A 14,573-nucleotide genomic window follows, 5' to 3' on the forward strand; every position below is an offset into this window, starting at 1 on the left:
GCATTACAAAATTTATACTTTTAATTCATACAAACAATTTTTCATATACTTATTGTTTACAAATACCATAACTCATTAATTTTATTCGCTTCTTTGTAGTACCAAAGCTTAGATCCTATTTATTCATCACGCGCAATGGCTCTGTTACTTTATTTTATCGGGTTCCTGATTGCTGGCTTCCTGTTACTTAACGTTGTCTACTTGTCAGTTTCAGCCATAGCGGGCCGTCTGGGTTGCAAACGTGACAGCTATTCGCCTAAGGCTACGGATGTCCAACGGCGCATTGCGGTTCTGATTCCGGCCTACAAAGAAGACGCCGTCATTCTGGGCTCAGTCGTTGCCAATTTAAAACAGAGCTATCCTCCAGCATTATACGACCTAATTGTCATTGCCGATTCATTTCTTCCCGAAACGCTGGAAAAACTTTCGCATTATCCCATTAAAGTACTACCGGTTCAGTTCGAGCAATCGACGGTGCAAAAATCCATTACTTATGCCCTGAATGCACTTCCCGAGAATACATACGATCTGGTCGTGATTTCGGACGCCGATAACCACATGGCTACCGACTTTCTGGAACGGATCAACTATGCTTTTGGGCAAGGCTGGCTAGCCGTTCAGGGGCACCGTAAAGCTAAAAATACGAATAAGAGCGTGGCAATTTTTGACGCCATGAACGAAGAAGTGAATAACAATCTCTTCCGGGCGGGACAACGGGCGCTGGGCCTTTCGGCTATGTGTATTGGCTCCGGCATGGCTTTTGAGACGAAGATGATGAAGCGGGTTATGAACCAGATACAGACCGTGGGCGGCTATGACAAAGAACTCGAAATGCTCCTGACAATCAACCATGTCCGGGTCGGGTATTTACAGGATGCGGTTATCTACGACGAAAAAGTCCAAAATGTGGCCGTGTTCAACAAACAGCGTACGCGCTGGATAGCCGCACAATTGTATTTCATCAAGGCCTATTATAAGGTTGGCTTCCAGCAACTTAAAAAAGGTAACTGGCAGGCCTTCAACGCTTTCTTCAGGTCGCTGCTGCTGCCACGGACCATTTTATTGACGGCCCTTTTCCTGATGGCGTTTGTGAGTTTATTTACTGGCAGCCTGGCCTTTCAGTTGTTCGCGGTGGGGCTTTTTGGCCTCATGATTTTTTGTCTGGTGGTGTCTATTCCAACCGCTCTGTGGAAAAAAATATCGATTCAGGACTTCGTCGTTCTTCCGTCGTTGATTTTTGGTATGTTCCGGGCTTTGCTCAACTTCAAACAGGCCAGTAAAGTATTTCTACACACGCCACACGCCGAAACGACCGAATAGCGCGACCTGCTACGCTGGATTAATTGGTTCGATCTGGCGGTTAATTACGTCAAATCAATTAACCCAATACAGCCAAAAGCCTGATACTTCTTGTGGGTACGCTACGTCTAAGGGAAATAGTATACCCCTATGGCGCAACCAGTTACCTCCCTGTTCCTTTTCCTGTTCGCGTTCATTCCACTCATTTCTGCAGGACAGGCAACGTCGGATCCTGACCCGACCCGGTGGTTGACCTATTCGCAATCTTACTACAAAATTCCGATTGCCCAAGCCGGTATCTACCGAATTACGGCCCGTGACCTGCAACAGGCGGGGGTTCCGGTTCGGGAGATTGACCCAACAACCATACAACTTTTCCACCGGGGAGTTGAGCAGGCCATTTTTCTGGCCGGTGAAGCCGACCGAAAGGTTGATACGGATGATTATCTGGAATTCTACGGACATGGTAACGATGGCGCGCCGGATTCGCTGCTCTACCATCCGGCAGGCGCTCAGCCTCACCGTATGTACAGTCTTTTCAACGATACAACCGCCTATTTCCTGACCTGGCAGACGAACGGAAAGCCCGGCAGGCGAATGACCGTCTACGCGGATACAATCCGGCATAATCGAATCCCCGACCCGTATCACTGGGCCGAAGATCTACGGCTATTCACGGAGAATTACCCCGGCTGGGCGGCTGGTCTTGCGCCTAAAATCGAGTACAGTTTTTACGAAGCCGGCGAAGGATACACGGGTGTCGTTCAACAGAAGGGAAAGCCCTATACCCTTCCATTTTCACTGACGAATGTCGTTAGATCCGGGCCGTCGCCACAGATCGATATCCTACTCACGGGCCGCGATTATACTAACCATCAGGTCGACTGTTTTATTGGTCCACGGCCCGATCAGATGCGCCTGCTCGACTCCGTTCGCTTTTCGACCTACGACAATGCCCGCATTCAGCAGCCCATCAACTGGTCGGATGTTGGGCCTGATGGTACCCTGTTTGTTTCAACGGTTTCGCGGGGTGAGAATAGTCCTGTCGACAAGTATTCGGTTTCCTATATCCGGCTCCGCTATCCGCAGGCCTTTACGGTTAATGGGAAGGACCTTCATCGCTTCCAGCTTGAGCCAAATACCCTTGAAAATCAGTCATTATTACTAATTCCGGATGCCGCAGCCGACACTCGTTTCTGGGATATCACCGACCCAAACGCCCCTGGTCAACTTAAGCCAGTAAGCTCCGCCAGCGGGTCGATGCAGTTGCTTGTTCAGGGCACCTCGGTAGCGAAGACAATTTTCTGCAGCCGTCAGCCCCTATCGATATCGGCCATTCGTCCGGTCACTTTCACGAACTGGAATAACCGAAAGCCCACTTATCTGATCGTCAGCCATGAATCGCTTTTCAGACCCGTAGCAACGTCGGCCAATGCTGTTCGGGAGTATGCTGCGTACCGGGCCTCGGCAACGGGTGGTGGCTACGATACGCTGACGGTAACGATGCAGCAACTGTTCGATCAGTACAGCTACGGCGAACGCCACCCGCTTGCCGTCCGCCGATTTTTGACGCAGCTTTCTCGCCAAAGCAAAGGGTCACTCGCCTATTTGCTGCTTATTGGGCAGTCGCGCAGCACGCCCGGCATCCGGCGAAATCCAGATCAGGCCAGTCTGGACATGGTCATGACGGCCGGTTTTCCCGGCTCCGACCTGTTGTTTTCGGCTGGTCTGGATGGCCAGCCTGAACACGTTCCAGCCATTCCAACGGGGCGCATCAATGCCGGGACGCCCCAGGACGTTCTTCATTATCTGGCTAAAGTTAAAGCGTATGAGCATCCGGACGCGGACAAAAGCTGGCGAAAGAAACTACTTCATCTGAGTGGTGGTCAGACAGCGGGCGAACAGGACTTATTTCGTCGGCTGATCGAGGGGTACCGATCCCAGGTCAGTGCGCAATCGCTGGGCGCACAGGTAACCATTCTATCAAAAGAAACGAACAGACCGGTTGAGCCGGTTCAGGTCGTAACGCCCGTTAATGAGGGCGTAGGGCTTATTACTTTTTTTGGTCACTCGGGCCTGGACATCACCGACCTGGACATTGGTTTCTGCTCCAATGATGTTCTCGGCTATCGCAACAAGGGCCGGTATCCCCTATTACTCGTCAATGGCTGCGCGATTGGCAATTTCTTTTACGGTCGGCCAACGCTGGCTACCGACTGGGTGCTGGCACCCGACCGGGGCGCTATTGCGGCCATTGCCCACAGTCACCTTGGCTATTTGGATGTGATGCACACTTACAGCGCCACGTTCTACTCTTTATTGGCCGACAGCGTACAGCTTGACAAGTCCATTGGCCAACTTCAGCAGGAAACCATCCGGCGTGTTCTGGCTCAGTCGGCCGATGGACGAGCGGTGGCGAATTGTCAGCAAATGGTTTTGCAAGGCGACCCGGCCATTCGCCTGTTCCCATTTCGCACACCCGATTATGTATTGACAACCAGTGGCTTGACCGTTACTGATGCCGATCAGAAACCACTAACGAGCCTGAGCGATTCGGTACAGATCAGAGCCATCGTTCAGAACAACGGACAATATTGGCGTGGGGTGATCCCGGTGCGGGTGCGTCGGTTCGTTAATGGACGGGAATCGGGTGTATTCACGATGCGGGTATCGCCGGTTGCCTATCGGGACACACTCAGTCTATCGTTCCCAAACGAGCGCGATGCCCAAGGCCAGAACCAGTTTGAGGTAACGATCAATCCGGTGGATTCACCCATTGCCCAAAATGAAGCGGTTCATGCCAACAATCAGGCCACTACCGAACTAACGATTTCCAGCCAGAAACCAGTTCTGATTTATCCCGCACCAACTGGCCGGGTCAGGCAAACGGCCATCCGGTTGACCGCCCAGTACCTGGCCGAAGGTCCGCACGTGTTCGACATTGAACTCGATAGCACGGAACACTTCACTAGTTCGTTTACGCGTCGACAACGGATAACGGCCACCCGCTTCATCAGCTATCCGACCGTTTTACCCACCCGACCCAATACGACGTATTACTGGCGCGTTCGATTAGCCGACGAGGCCGATAGCTCAAACGCCTGGGTAACCGGCTCTTTTGTGTATGATCCCGCCAACCCGGCCACCGGCTTACCGGAAGGCCAGCTTTGGCTGGAGACTCCCCTACCGGTCGATGTCCGGCAAGGTGATACGATTCCAATCCTGGCCCGGTTCATCAACCTGAGCCCAGTCCCGTTTGCCGATTCGCTGGTGGTCAGGCAGGTGATTTACGCGGCTGGCCTACCGACGGCACAAGCCAAAATGTGGACAGTGAAAAGTCCAAGAACCGGCGATACGCTCCAACTGATCACGTCCATCGATACGGAGAAACTACCCGGCATCAATCGGATTTCCCTGACGGTTAACCCACGCCTTCAGCCCGAATATTCGTTTCTGAACAATACCCTCGATCTTTCCCTTCCCGTTCAACCCGACCGGCTAGGGCCAGTCCTTGAAGTGGCCATGGATGGAGTCCGTATCACCGACGGTGCCCTTGTATCAGCCCGGCCCCTGATCGACATTCTCGTGGCCGACGACAACCGCGCCCTGATCCGTCGGGATACAGCAGGGCTGGATTTATACCTGCAACGGCCCGGAACGAACACGCCCTTTGAACGGCTAAGCTGGCGTAATTCCAACAGCCAGCCCACAGCTCCCGACAATATATTCCGCTTGCGTTACCCATCGCCCACCTTGAGCGAAGGCATTTACCATCTTCTCGTGACAGCCAGCGACCGTCTCGGGAATAAGGCCGTGCCCTATCAGGTAAGCTTTCAGGTAGTGAATGACCGAAAACTTACTCAATTCGCCATCTACCCGAACCCGTTCCACGATCAGGTTCTTTTCAGCTTTCAGCTAACGGGTGATCAGTCTCCGGCAAACGCAGCACTCACCATCACTAACCTTTCCGGGCACCCGGTTCGGCAAGTCGTCCGGTCGGCCCGCATGGGTCTGAACGAGTGGGTCTGGGACGGTCGGGATGACCTGGGCAGGCGGCTACCAGCCGGGGTCTATCTCTACAGGCTGACCATTACTACTGATGGAGTTGACTGGCCAGTGGCCGATCCTGTGTCGGGAAGGCTAACCGGTCGGCTTATTCTGAATCGCTGATACCGACGATGCCTACACCGACTGCGGCCCTAAAACAAAGCGGGCAATCTACGCCCTATATACCGGTTCTAACCGGGCTACGGGCCCTGGCGGCTTACCTGGTTTTCCTGCACCATTATAATCCCGCCCCGGTCGGTACATTCGCGAACCGACTTTTCCAGCAGGGATATATAGGCGTGTCGGTGTTTTTTATACTGAGTGGCTTTCTGATCCATCATCGGTATGCCGATCATTATCTGGACCGCGTCAACTGGTCATGGCGAAGGTACCTGCAGAATCGTTTTGCCCGGATTTTTCCGCTCTATGTTCTGCTGCTGCTGATAACGGTCTGTGTCAACGAGTTGATGGGGCACCCAATGCGTTTATTCGAATTTGCGCTCAACCTCACGCTATTAAAAGGGTTTTCGGAAACTTACCTGTTCAGTGGCATTGCCCAGAGCTGGAGTTTAACCGTCGAATTATGCTTTTATCTGGCCGCTCCTTTTCTCTTCATGGGTTTAAACCGATGGGGCCCTTTGCCCCTGACAGCTTTGCTTATCGGCTTCGGTCTGTTAATCTGGACCACCAACCTGTTTTTTGGCGATGCTGACATTGGAAGAGGGGCAGCGAGGTGGTTGCCTTTCCTGTTCTTTTATACGTTTTTCGGCCGTTCGTTTGAGTTTGTGGCCGGGATGTGGCTGGCGCTCCAGTACCGCCAAAACCAATTGCCTACCGTGCCACACACCACGAAAATGGGGCTATTGCTTATGAGCGGCTGCGTTCTCTGGCAAAGCAGCGCATCTCAACGAATAGCCCGTCCAATGCTGTTGGCCGGTAGCGAAGTAGTGGCTTACAATTTTGTTCTGCCCGTTGGCATCTGCCTGTTTCTTCTGGGATTATTGGGGTCGAACTCTGGCCTTCGCCGGGTACTTTCTCATTCGATAGTCCAGTTATTAGGCCGCAGTTCCTACGCCTTCTACCTGATTCATGTTGGTGTGGTGGCACATGGACTACAAAGAGCAGGTGTTGCCAATTACGGCCTGTTATTCGGCCTGCTGGCCTTGATTGCTCACGGACTTTATATCTTTATTGAGAAGCCACTGCACCGATGGCTACGAGCCCGAGAATAACAAGCGGTTCGTTAATCCCAGCATTCCATAATCAGCAAATCCCCCGATTTTGCTTCGATACGGACAAAGCCATCTGCAGCAGCTTCATTGCTACTACTCGTGAAATAACCCAGTTTCAACGTAGCCTCCTGAAGATTGTACTTTAGCCCTTCTGAGGTAAAACCCGTCACTGTGCCAACGGGTATCAGGGAAATAGGCGTTCCCGCTTCGTACCACTTCTCAAACCGCCCAACCAACGGAAAAATTTTGGAGTGATCATCGATCATCACAATCCGAATCTGGTCTTTATACCGAACCAGGTTGGTCATGTTCGTCAGCGTATGATCCGCCCGGCGGCCCGTCGCCCAAATGATGTTGACAGCGGGATAACCCTGTTCGATCAGGTATTCGATACCCTTGTCCAGATCGGTTTTGTTCTGATCGGGCGCGTGCACAATAGCGAGCGGGTACTGCTGCGCCCGAATGCTGTCGAGGTCAAGATCGTGGTCAAAGTCGCCGAGCAGGACATCGACTTTGATTCCCAGGTCAAACACCCGCCAGATGGCACTATCAAGCACCACAACAGTTGGGCTCCACTCCAAAAGCTGGCCCATCAGTTCGGCCGAACAGGCTTCCCCATTGGCAATCAGCAAAGCGGGTTCCTGTTTTTCCCGAACGATGTGGTGTGACGACATACCCGTAGTTACAGACCGCTTTGGAGGATTTTCTCGATATCGCCCGGACTATCCACGCTTGGCGTCTGATAGGTTGTCGAGACAAGCTTGATCCGGTAGCCTGCTTCCAGCCAGCGCAGTTGCTCCAGTGACTCCAACCGTTCGAGTGGTGACGGTGGCAACTGGGTGATTTTTTCAAGTACATCCGCCCGGTATGCGTACAGCCCGACGTGCCGGTGATAGGTAAACTGTTCGTGCCAGTGATCTGGTTCTACGCCCCACAAATACGGCACCGCCGACCGACTGAAATACAACGCTTCGTTTTGCTCATTAATGACGATCTTAGCTTCCTTTGGGTCGTGCAGCATCGCAGCCGAATCGACCGTTGCCATCTGGGTTGCCAGTTCGATGGTACCATCCAGGACAGACGCTAACTCGTCAATCTGGTTGGGGTCGATAAAGGGTTCATCCCCCTGAATGTTGAGAATATAATCCGATGGATTTCCGGTAATCAGGCCATCCGCTTTTAACCGGTCATAGGCTTCCCAACACCGGTCGGTTCCACTGGGATGATCGGTGCGGGTCATAATGGCTTCGAAACCAATCCGGCGCACGGCATCGGCAATGCGTTCATCATCTGTGGCCACAACCACCTTCGATAAGGATGTTGCCTGGCTGGCCTGTTCCAGCACCCGCTGAATCATACTTTTCCCGCCAATATCGGCCAGAGGTTTACCAGGAAAACGGGACGAGCCGTAACGAGCGGGTATTATTCCGATGATCATGTTAGTACTGTTTCGGCTTAACTAATTTTAGGTTCAGGGCCATTTATCCCCACGGTCCAGTAACTGGGCTCAACCGCCTGCCGTTGCTGGTAATATTGATCGTAAACCGGTTTATACCGCAGTCGCTCATTCATCACCGTGTCGAACTGGCCTAGTAAGCCCAGCATTAGTTCACAGCCTTCCCGCACGGCAAACTGGCCGCTTTGGCTACCCGTTACGTAATCGGCGAGGCCGTTCTGAACGACGTAATTCGTGAAGAGTGGATTGGCATTTCGACGAACCATAATCCGGACTCCGGCCACTTCGGCAACGGACAAATCGAGGGCGTCATCGAAGAAAAAGGCGACTTCGTGGGGTTGCAGGTTGTGCTCTGCCAGAAAATGGCTCAGCACATCGATCTTGTGCTTAGCCTGCGAGTAACAGGCATGAAAGTGCTCCCGACGCACGAGCGCATCGGCCAGCCCATTCGTTACGCCGGTTATAACGGCAGCGGCTGGTAGTTGTCCACCGTGATGCAGCCAGAAACCAAACCGCAGCAGATTGGTACCCATCGAATCGACCTCACTGAAGGAGCTGCTACCCGCTTCCGTTTTGATACCGTCGTTGAACACGCCATCCCAGTCGAACACAACAGCCCGTATGGCTTTTAGCTTCTCGATCAGGACACTAGCAGGGCTTACAAATTGGCCACCAAGCGCGGTGAAATTTTGTTCGATGTCAACCATTTAGAGGGAGTGAAAAAGGATAAGTGAATGGTGAAGAATACGATTCGGGCACTCCCCTTGTTTCCACCATTCACTCATCCTTCTTCCTTCATTTACGCTAGTTCGGGCAGTGTATTGCGGTACTTTACTTCTACCGCGTGGAGCTCGATAAGGGGTTTCATAAACTCTTCCAGGTAGCGAATGTCGAGTTGGCTGGCCGCATCGCAGAGCGCTTCTGAAGGGCAGGTATGCGCTTCGATAAATAAGCCATCCACACCCGAGGCCACACCGGCACGGGCCAGTACGGGCAGGTACTCGCGAGCGCCCCCTTTGGCATCGGCCGATGGGATACCGTACTTCCGAATGGCATGGGTCACGTCGAACACGACCGGGTAATTGGTGCGGGCCATGTGGTAGAAACTACGCGGATCGACCACCAGGTCATTATAGCCGAAGGTGTAACCCCGCTCGGTCAGGATGATCTGATCATTGCCCGAATCTTCAATTTTCTTGACGGGGTGTTTCATGTTCTCCGGTGCCAGAAACTGGCCGTGTTTCACATTGACGACTTTACCCGTTTGGGCGGCCGCCACCACCAGCATGGTTTGCATGCAGAGGTAGGCCGGAATCTGCAGCACATCGACCACTTCGGCCGCCGGTGCACACTGGTCGGGGTAATGCACATCGGTGAGGAGTGGGAAGCCGAACTGCTCTTTCACCTTTGCCAGAATTTTAATGCCTTTGTCGAGGCCCGGCCCGTTGTAATAGTTCAGGCTGGAACGGTTGTCTTTCTGGAAGGATGATTTATAGATGATTTTGATACCGAGCCGCTCCTGAATTTCACGGAGTTGCTCAGCCACATTCATCATAATTTTTTCGTCTTCAATAACACACGGTCCCGAGATGAGGAATAACTCATCGGACCCACATTCGATGTCGCCAACGCGAACAATTTTCTGAGACATAATAGTCGGTAGTTGATAGTAATTTACAGCCGTCGGAACAAATCCTTCAGCACCTCGATGGTGATCACCTCCTGCCAGTTATCGCCGATGGCGTGCAGCCACATATGGGGCAGGTTATAAGAGACATGTGCCATTTGGGTAATGGTGTCGTCGCTCCAGTCGTTGGACAAGCCCTGCGGCAAATCGATCTGGTGATACGCCACCATCTCCTTGAACTCAGCCACGCCTTCGGGGTAATAGTCGGCGAGGTGATTCATGATCAGACAGTTGGCATAACAATGACGAGTTCCCAGGATCTTGGACAACCCATAACTGAGCGCATGGCAGACGCCTACTTCGGAGTAGGTCAGGCTTAATCCACCCATCATTGACGCCACCATGAGCTTGTCATCATTTTCGGGCGTCTGGCCTGAGTCAGGGCCTAAATACACCTCCCGGCAAAGCTTCATCGACTGCTCGGCGTAAGCGTGCGAATACGCGTTGTTCAGGCGGCCATTCTCCGATTCGACGCAGTGGATGTAGGTGTCCATACCCGTGTAGAACCACCAGTTGCGCGGCACGCTGGCAATCAGTTCAGGATCGAGCACGATCTGATTAAAAACCGTCCATTCGCACTTGAGGCCCAGCTTTTTCACCGGACCGGTCAAAACGGCCGTCATGGACACTTCGGCACCGGTACCCGAAATGGTCGGTACGCCAACGTGGTAAACGCCCGGCTTTTTGATCAGGTTAAGACCCTGATAAAGCGTCGAAGACCCTTCGTTGGTAAGCATCAGCGACAGCGCTTTAGCAATGTCCATGATGCTGCCGCCCCCGATGCCGACTACGCCCGATGGAAGACCTTTCTTGGCGAGAATTTCATCGCGTAGCTGGTCAATCTGATCCGTCGTGGGTTCGTGCTCTTCCACACTGATGTAATAGGTCAAGTCCACAGTATGGGCCGGAACCTGCCCTTCCAGGGGTTTGCCTTTGAAATAATTGTCGACCAGAAAAACGAAGTAGCCTTCGTTCTCGACCCGGTGCGGAGCCAGAATCTCGTCGAGTTGCGAGAAGCTTCCCCGTCCGAAAACCGTTTTCTCGACGCCCTTAAAATTCTTATGCGTGGTTTGTGTTGGTGTAACTACCATAGTATCGTCAAGCCATAATGGCTGAAAAATTGATCTTTTGTAGCAATCGGTAAATTTTCCGCTTTTGCCTGCGCGATAATCAACCGATCAAATGGGTCCCTATGGTGATAGGGCAATTGTTTGCCGGGTTTCTGATCAAGTCTTTAAGACTAGTCGGCAAGGCTTCATCACCTCCGTAGAACCAAAGTAATGTGTGCGAATCAAGTAAAAGCCGCATTACGTATACACATTAAATTCGTCTAGTGGAGCATCAAAATCGTCCGACAATTTAACTTTCCCTTTGGCATAGCCAAACTCCCGCTCCGTAAGACTTGTCCCTCGATGCGTTTTAGTACGTAAAAACGCATCGAAGTCTTCAACTTCCCGGCGTAGTGCAGGAGGAAGGGCTGTTATCTCAGTCAATAGGGCAGTTGTTGACATCCGTTTGTAGCAAAGAAAAATTTACGCTTCTACCAGAGTTGCTTTGCGAATGGCCGCTTCGATAGTGGTGGCCAGCGTGGCGACCTCGTCCGATGTCCAGGTGGCCCGGATACCAAACGAAATCAGCCGACCAATGGTGGTCTGCGCGTTTGGAATATCGAGGTTGTTATAATCCTGCGGTGCACCAAATTTTTCAATCGGCAGAGCCGCTGCGGTCCGCATCTGTTTGATATGATCCCACTGGTTGATGAAGTGGTACATGTTCGTGAACCAATAGTTGAAACCGCCAATTCCAGCCGCATTCATTTCCGAAACCACCCGTTGCGCCGTCTCTGTATCGGGCATCAGCAGATTCAGGAAGGTTGCGGAATCTCCATTGGGGTCGGGAATGCGGGCAAACGATACGCCCGGCACCTGGCCTAAAGCGGCCATCAACTGGCTTTTGTGCGCGTTGTTGTTCCTGATAATTTCGGGTACCCGGCGCGTTTGAACCAGTCCTACAGCCGCATGCAATTCGCTGATCCGGTAGTTGAAGCCAAGAACCGGGTGCTGCTCCATACCGCGGTTGCTCCCAACGTGGTCATGGCCGTGATCGGAGTAGGAATCGGCATGTTTATAGGCAGTCTCATCGTTGGTAACCATAATGCCGCCTTCACCCGCCGTTGCAATCTTGAAGAAGTCGAACGAATACGCACCGGTTTTACCCCAAAGACCCGTTGAAACGCCTTTATAGCTGGCACCCATTGCCTGTCCGGCATCTTCGACCAGTACCAGATTGTGTTCCTTCACCACGTCCATGATGGCATCCATATCCGCCATTTGACCGCACATATGGACCAGGCAAATGGCTTTTGTCTTGGGCGTTAAGGCTTTGCGAATGCCGTCGGCACTTAGGCAAATGGTCTCGTCGATGTCGGCAAAAACGGGGAGAGCCCCCACCATGAGCACGGCTTCGACGGTAGCGATATAGGTGAAGGGCGGCACGATAACCTCGTCGCCGGCACCAATACCAGCCGCAGCCAGGGCGCACAAAACGGCGGTCGATCCGCTCGATACGGCATGGGCGTATTTGGCTCCAACGAGTTTGGCAACCTCAGCCTCAAACTCGCGGGCTTTGTAAATATTATTGCGTTGTGCTTCGTGATTATACCGAAACAGGATGCCGGTTTCGAGCACATCGTTGATTTCTGTGCGCTCAGCGGCTCCGAAAAATTCCATTCCTGGCATGACGTAATCCGTTTAGAGGGCCGCTTCAGAAAGTTGATTTACCTGGCGACCAGTTAACTGCAAAAGTACAGGTTTTCGCCCGAGAACGAATACATGGTTTTCGGGAAACGCCTATTCGTTAATAGTGTATCCGTTTTCCCAGGGTTACCCACTCCTCAAAAACAGTGTTGGCTTCATCGCGAAGGAGCTGATGCATAGGAATATGCCGTTCTTCGCGAGGTTTGTCGATCTCTTCGTAAATAAACTGATCGTCGAAACCGGCGCCGGCAGCATCGGTATGAAAAGCTGCATACACGATCCGGCTGGGACGCGCCCAGTAGATAGCGCCCAGACACATTGGGCAAGGCTCACAGGAGGCATAGAGGGTACAGCCATCCAGTTGAAACGTACCGAGATTCTGGCAGGCATCCCGAATGGCAACGACCTCTGCGTGGGCCGTCGGGTCATTGGTGGACGTAACTTTATTGTACCCCTTCCCTACGATCACACCATCACGCACGATAACCGAACCAAACGGGCCACCTTGTCCGCTTGTCATGCCCTCACGGGCCAGTTGAATGGCCTCGCGCAGAAAAAAATCGTCCTGATTCGTCATATATAGACTACTGTATAAAAGCTGTTGACTGTTGATTCGTGTTCAGGTACTGTGTAACGGCCCGTTGTGCCGCTCTATTTTTACTCAATGAAGCGGGTGCCAGTGCATCGCGTAAGTCTTCGTATAGATTCATCGCTTCGGTTAAACTTAGGAGAAGCGCATCCCGATCAGGCGTCGCGACGGTTTTCCGCAATCGCATCAAGTCAACCGCATCGAATACCGTCTCGGCCCGGCGCACTCCTCGTGGCAAACCGCCGTTTTTCAGGTGTAACAGCGGACCCAGCACGGCATTGCGCACGAAGGCCAGAAAATCGGTGGCTTCAATATATTCGCCCCGGCCGACTTTTAAGGCGGCATAGTGTATCCAGATCCAGAACCGATCTTCAGTTGCCTGGAAATCGACGGGCGGGTACGACGCCGTCGAGTGCTGAATAATGGTAGTTAGTAGCCGTTCCCGCTCCCACAGCACAACCGGGTTCTCCACCCGCTCATAAAACTCGACGGGCGTTAGAAACTTAATGTCCACGTGCAGTAACGGCGACTCATACAACGAAATCAGCAAGCGGGGTTCACCCACGTGATCGCCACGAAAGGAAGCCAGCATCGTTCCGAACCGGGACGCGTAATCGCGCATGTGGCTGACATCAGGCGCGATCTGCCGGGACGTGACCAGCACCAGATCAAGGTCGGAATACGCGTCGACCTCGCCCGATATCCACGAGCCTCCCGCAGCTAACCCAATGGCTTCGGGGTCTTGCTGACAGACCAGAACGGCCTTGTCGATAAATGATTGAAACGGTTGTAGAGAAGACGACATGCTCAGTTGAGATGAGTAAATTACTGCAGAACGACCGCGTATTTCGATTTGTTCAACACCTTTACCGGATGGGCAGCACAACACCCAGTCCCGTTGAGCTGGCGGAAAGCAACAGCCGCTCCTGCTTATCTCCCCTGTTTTTGGCGATAAAATAGTTGACTAGATCAAAAGCCAGCAAAAAACCACCCTGAGCCATAATGGATGCTCCGTAACCACGCAACTGATCGGCGTTGACGGGGCGCGATACCGCCCGTTCGCGCAGGTAAGCCCCACCGAGTACATAAGCCACATCCAGCCCGGCGTTGACCAACAAAATCTGCTTCATGTTTTCGTGCCGCCTGACAGCATCCGCGAGTGTTTCAGCATCGACCTGCTTTTTCCGCCCCCCCAGCAACCCAGCTCCGGCAAGGCCCAGGTTGACCAGATTCCAGTACACGTTCATCTTGTGGAAGTACTGCGTTTCGCCCGATGTTTGCCCGGCGGCTACAGCCCCGACCGCGATGTTGGCCAACGCAAAGCTACCGAGGGTCAGGCCAAGGGTTTTCTGATGCCGGATGCGCTGCTCACTGAAATCGCGCAATTCGGCGGGGGGCGTCACACGCTGCCCCACGACCGCGCTGCCAAGTAGCACGGAACCAGCCGTTAAAAAGAGTTTTCGAAAGAATGTCATAAGCGCTGATTTTGGAGATAAACCGCTGTTTG

General features: G+C 52.7%; 14 protein-coding genes. 3 read left to right on the forward strand and 11 right to left on the reverse strand.

Annotation, left to right across the window (positions count from 1 at the left end; translation table 11 throughout):
• Positions 1-135: 135 nt before the first annotated feature.
• The 3 genes from ACYU8Y_RS18195 (at position 136) to ACYU8Y_RS18205 (ending at position 6,578) form a co-directional block, all read left to right on the forward strand.
• Complete coding sequence (locus ACYU8Y_RS18195) at positions 136-1,320, forward strand: glycosyltransferase family 2 protein (protein WP_460939479.1); 1,185 nt, start codon at positions 136-138, stop codon at positions 1,318-1,320.
• Positions 1,321-1,449: 129 nt separating this feature from the next.
• Positions 1,450-5,469, forward strand: coding sequence for a putative type IX secretion system sortase PorU2 (gene porU2 / locus ACYU8Y_RS18200; protein WP_460939481.1), 4,020 nt, complete (start codon positions 1,450-1,452; stop codon positions 5,467-5,469).
• Positions 5,470-5,477: 8 nt separating this feature from the next.
• On the forward strand, positions 5,478-6,578 hold the full coding sequence (locus ACYU8Y_RS18205; protein ID WP_460939483.1) for an acyltransferase family protein: 1,101 nt from the start codon (positions 5,478-5,480) through the stop codon (positions 6,576-6,578).
• Between the two features lie 11 nt (positions 6,579-6,589).
• Here the strand turns inward: ACYU8Y_RS18205 and ACYU8Y_RS18210 are convergent, their stop codons facing one another.
• The 11 genes from ACYU8Y_RS18210 to ACYU8Y_RS18260 form a co-directional block, all read right to left on the reverse strand.
• Positions 6,590-7,252 carry a thiamine diphosphokinase gene (locus ACYU8Y_RS18210; protein WP_460939484.1) on the reverse strand — a complete coding sequence of 221 codons (663 nt, stop codon included), beginning with the start codon at positions 7,250-7,252 and terminating at the stop codon, positions 6,590-6,592.
• 8 nt (positions 7,253-7,260) lie between these two features.
• Entirely contained in the window at positions 7,261-8,016 is a 756-nt protein-coding gene (gene kdsB, locus ACYU8Y_RS18215; protein ID WP_460939485.1) for a 3-deoxy-manno-octulosonate cytidylyltransferase, read from the reverse strand.
• Positions 8,017-8,033: 17 nt separating this feature from the next.
• A complete protein-coding gene (locus ACYU8Y_RS18220; RefSeq protein ID WP_460939486.1) occupies positions 8,034-8,741 on the reverse strand; it encodes a phosphatase in 708 nt (235 codons plus the stop codon).
• 92 nt (positions 8,742-8,833) lie between these two features.
• Positions 8,834-9,685: a 3-deoxy-8-phosphooctulonate synthase gene (gene kdsA, locus ACYU8Y_RS18225; RefSeq protein ID WP_460939487.1), complete on the reverse strand. Its 852-nt coding sequence runs from the start codon at positions 9,683-9,685 to the stop codon at positions 8,834-8,836.
• Between the two features lie 23 nt (positions 9,686-9,708).
• Positions 9,709-10,812: an iron-containing alcohol dehydrogenase family protein gene (locus tag ACYU8Y_RS18230; protein ID WP_460939488.1), complete on the reverse strand. Its 1,104-nt coding sequence runs from the start codon at positions 10,810-10,812 to the stop codon at positions 9,709-9,711.
• Positions 10,806-10,928 (reverse strand): PIN domain-containing protein, encoded by a 123-nt coding sequence (locus ACYU8Y_RS18235; protein ID WP_460939490.1) that lies wholly within the window; start codon positions 10,926-10,928, stop codon positions 10,806-10,808. Before ACYU8Y_RS18235 ends, ACYU8Y_RS18230 begins: the two co-directional genes overlap by 7 nt.
• Positions 10,929-11,028: 100 nt before the next feature.
• Positions 11,029-11,232, reverse strand: a complete 204-nt coding sequence (gene vapB / locus ACYU8Y_RS18240) for a type II toxin-antitoxin system VapB family antitoxin (protein ID WP_460939491.1) — start codon at positions 11,230-11,232, stop codon at positions 11,029-11,031.
• Positions 11,233-11,253: 21 nt separating this feature from the next.
• Positions 11,254-12,459 carry a DegT/DnrJ/EryC1/StrS family aminotransferase gene (locus tag ACYU8Y_RS18245; protein WP_460939492.1) on the reverse strand — a complete coding sequence of 402 codons (1,206 nt, stop codon included), beginning with the start codon at positions 12,457-12,459 and terminating at the stop codon, positions 11,254-11,256.
• Positions 12,460-12,577: 118 nt separating this feature from the next.
• Positions 12,578-13,054 carry a nucleoside deaminase gene (locus ACYU8Y_RS18250; RefSeq protein WP_460939493.1) on the reverse strand — a complete coding sequence of 159 codons (477 nt, stop codon included), beginning with the start codon at positions 13,052-13,054 and terminating at the stop codon, positions 12,578-12,580.
• Between the two features lie 7 nt (positions 13,055-13,061).
• Complete coding sequence (locus tag ACYU8Y_RS18255) at positions 13,062-13,871, reverse strand: nucleotidyltransferase domain-containing protein (RefSeq protein WP_460939494.1); 810 nt, start codon at positions 13,869-13,871, stop codon at positions 13,062-13,064.
• 61 nt (positions 13,872-13,932) lie between these two features.
• Positions 13,933-14,541 carry a DUF6992 family protein gene (locus ACYU8Y_RS18260; protein WP_460939495.1) on the reverse strand — a complete coding sequence of 203 codons (609 nt, stop codon included), beginning with the start codon at positions 14,539-14,541 and terminating at the stop codon, positions 13,933-13,935.
• Positions 14,542-14,573 lie beyond the last annotated feature (32 nt).

The sequence above is a fragment of the Spirosoma humi genome (assembly GCF_054776575.1).

Excerpts from the sequence above, each read along its gene's own strand:
- ACYU8Y_RS18195 (WP_460939479.1), top strand. The coding sequence starts at position 136 with ATGGCTCTGTTACTTTATTTTATCGGGTTCCTGATTGCTGGCTTCCTG.
- porU2 (WP_460939481.1), top strand. The coding sequence starts at position 1,450 with ATGGCGCAACCAGTTACCTCCCTGTTCCTTTTCCTGTTCGCGTTCATT.
- ACYU8Y_RS18205 (WP_460939483.1), top strand. The coding sequence starts at position 5,478 with ATGCCTACACCGACTGCGGCCCTAAAACAAAGCGGGCAATCTACGCCC.
- ACYU8Y_RS18210 (WP_460939484.1), bottom strand. The coding sequence starts at position 7,252 with ATGTCGTCACACCACATCGTTCGGGAAAAACAGGAACCCGCTTTGCTG.
- kdsB (WP_460939485.1), bottom strand. The coding sequence starts at position 8,016 with ATGATCATCGGAATAATACCCGCTCGTTACGGCTCGTCCCGTTTTCCT.
- ACYU8Y_RS18220 (WP_460939486.1), bottom strand. The coding sequence starts at position 8,741 with ATGGTTGACATCGAACAAAATTTCACCGCGCTTGGTGGCCAATTTGTA.
- kdsA (WP_460939487.1), bottom strand. The coding sequence starts at position 9,685 with ATGTCTCAGAAAATTGTTCGCGTTGGCGACATCGAATGTGGGTCCGAT.
- ACYU8Y_RS18230 (WP_460939488.1), bottom strand. The coding sequence starts at position 10,812 with ATGGTAGTTACACCAACACAAACCACGCATAAGAATTTTAAGGGCGTC.
- vapB (WP_460939491.1), bottom strand. The coding sequence starts at position 11,232 with ATGTCAACAACTGCCCTATTGACTGAGATAACAGCCCTTCCTCCTGCA.
- ACYU8Y_RS18245 (WP_460939492.1), bottom strand. The coding sequence starts at position 12,459 with ATGCCAGGAATGGAATTTTTCGGAGCCGCTGAGCGCACAGAAATCAAC.
- ACYU8Y_RS18250 (WP_460939493.1), bottom strand. The coding sequence starts at position 13,054 with ATGACGAATCAGGACGATTTTTTTCTGCGCGAGGCCATTCAACTGGCC.
- ACYU8Y_RS18255 (WP_460939494.1), bottom strand. The coding sequence starts at position 13,871 with ATGTCGTCTTCTCTACAACCGTTTCAATCATTTATCGACAAGGCCGTT.
- ACYU8Y_RS18260 (WP_460939495.1), bottom strand. The coding sequence starts at position 14,541 with ATGACATTCTTTCGAAAACTCTTTTTAACGGCTGGTTCCGTGCTACTT.